Annotated in this window: 5 protein-coding genes and 1 pseudogene; 1 reads left to right on the forward strand and 5 read right to left on the reverse strand. The window is 65.7% G+C overall.

Going from position 1 to position 6,528, the window contains the following annotated elements; translation table 11 throughout:
• Positions 1 to 60: 60 nt before the first annotated feature.
• Both CSW58_RS04755 and CSW58_RS04760 read right to left on the reverse strand, forming a co-directional pair.
• Positions 61 to 477, reverse strand: a complete 417-nt coding sequence (locus tag CSW58_RS04755; RefSeq protein ID WP_236627650.1) for a pyridoxamine 5'-phosphate oxidase family protein — start codon at positions 475 to 477, stop codon at positions 61 to 63.
• Between the two features lie 74 nt (positions 478 to 551).
• A complete protein-coding gene (locus CSW58_RS04760; RefSeq protein ID WP_099446514.1) occupies positions 552 to 1,142 on the reverse strand; it encodes a DUF4287 domain-containing protein in 591 nt (196 codons plus the stop codon).
• 111 nt (positions 1,143 to 1,253) lie between these two features.
• On the opposite strand from CSW58_RS04760, the pseudogene CSW58_RS04765 reads away from it, so the two are divergent.
• A pseudogene (locus CSW58_RS04765) lies at positions 1,254 to 1,695 on the forward strand (HIT family protein).
• Here CSW58_RS04765 and CSW58_RS04770 read toward each other — a convergent pair.
• The 3 genes from CSW58_RS04770 to clpS all read right to left on the reverse strand — a co-directional run bounded on the left by CSW58_RS04770 (position 1,692) and on the right by clpS (position 6,527).
• Positions 1,692 to 3,779 carry a response regulator gene (locus tag CSW58_RS04770; protein ID WP_143755078.1) on the reverse strand — a complete coding sequence of 696 codons (2,088 nt, stop codon included), beginning with the start codon at positions 3,777 to 3,779 and terminating at the stop codon, positions 1,692 to 1,694. The pseudogene CSW58_RS04765 and the gene CSW58_RS04770 sit on opposite strands and share 4 nt — an antisense overlap.
• A 139-nt stretch (positions 3,780 to 3,918) precedes the next feature.
• Positions 3,919 to 6,246, reverse strand: coding sequence for an ATP-dependent Clp protease ATP-binding subunit ClpA (gene clpA / locus CSW58_RS04775; RefSeq protein ID WP_099446516.1), 2,328 nt, complete (start codon positions 6,244 to 6,246; stop codon positions 3,919 to 3,921).
• Positions 6,247 to 6,257: 11 nt separating this feature from the next.
• The gene (clpS, locus tag CSW58_RS04780) at positions 6,258 to 6,527 is read right to left on the reverse strand and encodes an ATP-dependent Clp protease adapter ClpS (protein ID WP_201721574.1); all 270 of its coding nucleotides are present in this window, start codon (positions 6,525 to 6,527) and stop codon (positions 6,258 to 6,260) included.
• Position 6,528: the final 1 nt, after the last annotated feature.

Raw genomic sequence — 6,528 nt, forward strand, 5'->3', positions numbered from 1 at the left:
AGGCGGGTGTGGGCCACCTTGTCCTTGGAGGCGACCTTGGGGTCGACGCGAGCATCATCTTCAGGCCGGCGAACAGGCTGTTTTCATTGGAGCCAGATCCGCGGTCGGCCGGCTCGAAGCACAGCAGGCGAAGCTTGGGATCGTCCTTGCCCTCGTACCAGGCGGCCACGAAGGGGTTCCACAGGCGCTCGACCACGGCCGGTCGGTATTGACCGTCATCCGGCCGCTGACCGTCGCGAACAGGTCGTGGCCCTTGCCCACGAAGTGAAGGTCGGCGGCGACGCCGGCCCCGACCGCGCCGACCAGGTCGGTTTCGGAGCTGCTGAAGAACCAGATCGGTCCGCCTTCATCGCCCTCGATCTGGGCGGTCATCGGCTGTGAGCGGCCGCTGTCAACGTCGGGCAGGCCGACCATCACCGTGCGGTCCGATTTCAGCGCCTTCCAGAACTTGGCCACCAGTTCAGCTTCGTGGGTCATGCGGTATCTCCTGATTGGAGGCCTTCCAACGAACCGGATGGCGCGACGTTCCGAAAAAGGGCGTCAGGCGGCGCTCAGGAACGCGCCCAGGCCGCCCGCAACAGGGCCCGGATCTCGTCGTCGACCTCGGACGGCGAGGCGAGGGCGACCTTGGCCTTGAGCCGCTCCGACCAGCTTTCCTTGCCGGGCGCCGCCAGTCGCGGGGAGGCCTCCGGCGGCAGGGCCAGGCCCAGCAGGGCGCCGCCGCCCTTCAGGGGCTTGGCGGCCGCGAACTGCACCTTGGCGGACCAGGCCGTGAACCCCTTGCGCTGGCCCGTGACCAGGCCGTCGAGATCAGCGACCGCCGCTTCGAGGACTTGCAGGATCGCCGCCGAGGCCGGGTCGGTCCACAGGGCCGCGCGCAGGGCGTCGGGCTCATCCCAGCCCATCTCGGACGGAAAGGCCTCGGCCAGGATGTGGGCGCAGCGATTGACGCCAAGCCCGTGATGCTCTTTCAGCCAGTTGACCCGCGCCCGCGGCCGGGTCTCGGGGCAGGCGCGGGCGATCGTCACCCATTGGGCCAGGGTCTTGCCGGTGTCGCGCTCGAGACTGGCCTGGACGGAGGCGAACCACGTCTTCTGGCGCTCGGTCAGGGTCTGCGGCGGCTTGGCGCTCTTGGTCGTCATGGCTTGCGCCTCCCCCGTGGTTTGCTAGGACACGGCAGCCTTTGGTGGTGCGCGTGACGGGCGCTGAAACCGGCGACCACTTTCAGCTGTCACGCTTGCAAGGAGACGGCCATGAGCCTTCATGGAACCTACGATCCCGACAACATCTTCGCCAAGATCATCCGGGGCGAAATTCCGGCGGTGAAGGTGTTCGAGGACGACCAGGTCCTGGCCTTCATGGACGTGTTTCCCCAGTCGCGCGGCCACATGCTGGTGATCTCCAAGACCTCCCGGGCCCGCAATCTGCTGGAAGCCGAGCCCAAGACCCTGGGGCGGCTGATCGGCGCCACCCAGAAGGCCGCCGCCGCCGTCGCCGCCGCGCTCAAGCCCGACGGGGTGGTGGTCACCCAGTTCAACGGCGCGCCGGCCGGCCAGACCGTGTTCCACCTGCATTTCCACGTCATCCCGCGCTACGAGGGCGAGGCCCTGGGGCGGCATGGGGCGGCATGGCGAGGCCATGGCCGATGTCGAAGCCCTCAAGACCCTGGCCGAGACGATCGCGGCCGCGCTTTAGGAGGACCTGTTGCCGATGGCGCTGTTGGCGGCGATGATCAGGGCTCGCAGCTGAATGGGTTTGGCGATGTGGTCCACCATCCCGGCCGCCAGGCATGAGGCGATGTCGTCTGTCGAGGTCGCCGCCGTCATGGCGATGATCGGGGTTTGGGCCTCTTCGCCGCCCGAGGCCTTGATCCGGCGACAGGCGGTCAGCCCGTCCATGATCGGCATGTGCAGGTCCATGAAGATGGCGTCATAGGGGGCTTGGCCTGCTCGCGTCACGGCGTCCTCGCCGTTTTCGGCGGTGTCGACCTGAAAGCCCGCCGCCTCCAGCATCTGGCTGGCGATCTGCCGGTTCATGGGATGGTCGTCGACCACCAGAAGGCGATGGCCTTGCACGGTCTCCGGCGGCGACGGGGCAACCTCGGTGCGGTCCAGCCGCGTCATGGGCGCCTTCATCACGAAGCTGGACCCCATGCCGACGGTGCTCTCGACCGTCAGGCTGCCGCCCATCAACTCGACCAGGGAGCGTGAAATCGCCAGGCCAAGGCCCGCGCCGGAGAAGGGCCGGGTGGGGGTGCTGTCGATCTGGGAGAAGGGCCGAAACAGCAGCGACAGGTTGTCGGGCGAGATCCCCAGGCCGGTGTCGGTCACCTGGAAGGTCACGTCATCGACGCCGGGGACGAGGCTGGGCCGGACTCTCACCGACAGGGTGATGTCGCCGCGCCGCGTAAACTTGGCGGCGTTGCTGAGCAGCTTGAACAGGATCTGCGCCAGGCGGCTTTCGTCGGTGCTGTGCAGGAAGGTCCCGGGCATGTCGATCTCGGTGCGCAGCACGATCGGCCGGTCGCCGAGCAGAGGCAGGATCAGGGCCGAGACGCGTTCGACGACGGCCGGGATCGAAACCGGTCCCGGATTGAGGTGCACCTGACCGTGCTCGAAGCTGGAATAGTCGAGCACGTCGTCGATCAGCGACACCAGAACGCCGCAGGAGGCCTGGATCGCCGCCAGGGGCTCAAGCGTGAACGTCGGCATGGCCCGGTTCGCACCGAGCAACTGGACGTGGCCGCTGATGCCGTTCAAAGGCGTGCGCATCTCATGGCTCATCACCGCCAGGAACCGGCTCTTGGCGCGCGCGGCGGTCTCGGCGTCGCGTCGCGCGGCGCGGGCCGCCGACAGGGCCCGCTGCAGACCGTTCTGAGCGCGGGTTCTTTGCGACAGCACGCTGATGATCACCAGGGCGCAGAACTGGATCGAGGCCAGATAGGTCTGCAGGGCCAGGATCCGGCTGGACAGGTCGCTGTACTGGGCTGCGATCGGACCATGACCCAGGGTGGTGCTGGCCGCGCCGAGGTACGCGAACCCGGCGATGGTCAGGATCGCTCGCGGCGGATCCAGCTGCAGCAGGACGGCCAGCAGCAGCGGGAAGCTGAGATAGAGCGGGGCGTTGGGAAGGAAGTGGAAAAGGGTCGCCGAGACGAGAAGCGCGGCGGTGATCAATTGCAGCGGCGGCAGCCCCGAGGCTTGTCGCGGCACGGTGTAGCGATGGGCCCTGGCCAGCAACAGCGTCGCCGGCGCGCCGATCATCATGCCCAGGAAATCGCCCAGGGCCCAGGCGGTCCAGATCGTCTGGAGATCACCGTCGATCAGCTGGGCCGTCAGGACCGCCCCAAGGGTGCCGACCATCAATGTGGTCGGCAGAACCGCCAGCAGGGTCATGCGCCACAGGCGGCTGAAGCGGTGAATGTCCAGGCCCGCGCCGCAAACCTGCCGGATCAGGAAGGCGGCGGTCACCGACTCGAGCAGGTCGCAGCCCGCGATCAGGGCCGCTTGAGCCGGAATACTGCCCGTCAGCAGGGCGGCCATGCCGTCAATCAGGGTGCAGACCAGCAGCAGGGGAATGGCCGAGGCGCGCGGCAGCAGCAGAAGGGCCGCCGCCAGCAGGCCATTATTGACCCAAAGAACCGCCAGGCCGCCGGCCCCGACGGTCATGGTGTAGGCTACCGTGGCGGTGATCGCATAGGCTGCCAGGAACGCCAGCGGCGACCATGATGGGCGTACTGTCTGGGCCGGGCGGAACAGGCTGAGCCAGGTTGTTCGCACCCCAGCGCCCTCTTACTGACAACACATCAAAGCTCTATTGATTTGACGCGGCTGTAAAGTTCCTTGGGTAGCGGTTTCGGACTCGTGAACCCTTATAGTGAAGAGGCCCGGATCACTCCGGGCCTCTTGTCCGATTGTCCTATTCGACCAGGGCGGGTTCGGACTTGTCCTGGTCTCCGGCGGCGGCCTTGCTGGCCTTCTCCGGGGTGCTTTCGATCTCGAAATCGATCTTGCCGTCCTTGAGCACCACCTTGACGTGGCCGCCACGAACCAGGCGACCAAACAGGATGTCGTCGGCCAGGGGCTTCTTGATGTGCTCCTGGATGACCCGGCCCAAAGGTCGCGCCCCGTAGAGTTCGTCGAAGCCGTTCTTGGCCAGCCAGTCGGCGGCGTCGTCGGCCAGCGAGATCGTCACGTTCCGGTCGGCCAACTGGGCCTCCATCTGCATGACGAACTTCTGCACCACCATGCGGATGATGTCCTGGGTCAGCGGCTTGAAGGCCACGACCGCGTCGAGGCGGTTGCGGAACTCCGGCGTGAACAGGCGCTTGAGGGCGGCCTCTTCCTCGCCCTCGACCTTGGAGCGGCCAAAGCCGATCGACTGGCGTTGGGCGTCCGAGGCGCCCGCATTGGTGGTCATGATCAGGACCACGTTGCGGAAATCGACCTTCTTGCCGTTGGAGTCGGTGAGGACCCCGTGATCCATGACCTGCAGCAGGATGTTGTAGACGTCCTGGTGGGCCTTCTCGATCTCGTCGAGCAGCACGACCGCGTGCGGATGCTGATCGACGGCGTCGGTCAGCTGCCCGCCCTGATCATAGCCGACATAGCCGGGAGGGGCGCCGATCAGGCGGCTCACGGTATGGCGCTCCATGTACTCCGACATGTCGAAGCGGATCATCTCGATGCCGAGCGTCAGGGCCAGTTGCTTGGCGGCCTCGGTCTTGCCGACGCCGGTCGGGCCGCTGAACAGGAACGAGCCGATCGGCTTGTCCGCGTCGCGCAGTCCGGCCCGGGCCAGTTTCATGGCCGAGGACAGTTGCTGGATGGCTTCGTCCTGACCAAACACCGAGCGCTTCAGGTCGATCTCGAGTTCCTTGAGGGCCTCGGTGTCCGACTTGCTGACCGACTTGGGCGGAATGCGGGCGATCTTGGCCACGACGGCCTCGATCTCCTTGACGCCCAGAACCTTCTTGCGACGGCTCTCGGGCAGCAGCATCTGGCCGGCGCCGGCCTCGTCGATCACGTCGATCGCCTTGTCGGGCAGCTTGCGGTCGGTGATGTACTTGGCCGACAGCTCCACCGCGACCTTCAGGGCCTCGTTGGTGTATTTCAGCTTGTGGAAGTCCTCGTAGTAGGTTTTCAGGCCCTTGAGGATCTTGATGGTGTCTTCCACCGTCGGTTCGTTGACGTCGATCTTCTGGAAGCGTCGGACTAGGGCCCGATCCTTCTCGAAGTGCTGACGGAACTCCTTGTAGGTGGTCGAGCCCATGCAGCGCAGGGTTCCCGAGGCCAGGGCCGGCTTGAGCAGGTTCGAAGCGTCCATCGCCCCGCCGCTGGTGGCGCCCGCGCCGATCACCGTGTGGATCTCGTCGATGAACAGCACCGCATTGGGATGGTTCTCGAGTTCCTTGACCACCTGCTTGAGGCGTTCCTCGAAGTCGCCGCGATAGCGGGTGCCGGCCAGCAACGCGCCCATGTCGAGCGAGAAGATGGTGGCTTCCGCCAGGACCTCGGGCACCTGATGGGTAATGATCTTGCGCGCCAGGCCCTCGGCGATGGCGGTCTTGCCGACGCCGGGTTCGCCCACCAGGAGCGGGTTGTTCTTGGTGCGGCGGCACAGGATCTGGATCGCCCGCTCCACCTCGTTGGCGCGGCCGATCAGCGGGTCGACCTTACCCTGACGGGCCTTTTCGTTGAGGTTGACGCAATAGGCCTCGAGCGCCTCGCCGCCGGTCTTGGCGTTGGGCTTTTCGGGATCTTCCTCGACCGTGGCGCCCTTGGACGGCTTGGGCTCAGAGGCCCCGGCCTTCTTGGCGATGCCGTGGGCGATGAAGTTCACCGCGTCGTAGCGGGTCATGTCCTGCTCTTGCAGGAAATAGGCGGCATGGCTCTCGCGTTCCGAGAAGATCGCCACCAGCACATTGGCGCCGGTGACCTCTTCGCGGCCCGAGGACTGCACGTGAATGACGGCGCGTTGGATGACGCGCTGGAAGCCGGCGGTGGGCTTGGCGTCATCCTCGTCGTCGACGACCAGCGAGGCCAGTTCGACGTCGAGATAGTTGACGAGGCTCTTCTTGAGAGCGGCGAGGTCGACATCGCAGGCGCGCATCACGCCGGCCGCGTCGTCGTCATCAGTGAGCGACAGCAGCAGGTGTTCCAGCGTGGCGTATTCGTGCTTGCGCTGATTGGCGTAAGCGACGGCGCGATGCAGGGATTCTTCGAGGGGGCGCGAAAAAGAGGGCAAGGCGGGGCTCCTTAGTCCTTTTCCATGGTGCACTGCAGTGGGTGCTGATGCCTGCGGGCTGAATCGATCACCTGCGCGACCTTGGTCTCGGCGACTTCATAAGTGAAGACCCCGCAAACCCCAACGCCGTGCTGGTGCACGTGCAGCATAATCCGGGTCGCATCTTCGCGCGACTTGTTGAAAAAACGTTCAAGTACGTAAACGACGAATTCCATAGGCGTATAATCGTCGTTCAATATCAGTACGCGATACAACGAAGGCTTTTGCGTCTTCGGCTTCACA

The organism is Caulobacter sp. B11 (assembly GCF_002737765.1).
In the GTDB taxonomy this organism is placed as follows: Bacteria; Pseudomonadota; Alphaproteobacteria; order Caulobacterales; family Caulobacteraceae; genus Caulobacter.

Excerpts from the sequence above, each read along its gene's own strand:
- CSW58_RS04760 (WP_099446514.1), bottom strand. The coding sequence starts at position 1,142 with ATGACGACCAAGAGCGCCAAGCCGCCGCAGACCCTGACCGAGCGCCAG.
- CSW58_RS04755 (WP_236627650.1), bottom strand. The coding sequence starts at position 477 with ATGACCCACGAAGCTGAACTGGTGGCCAAGTTCTGGAAGGCGCTGAAA.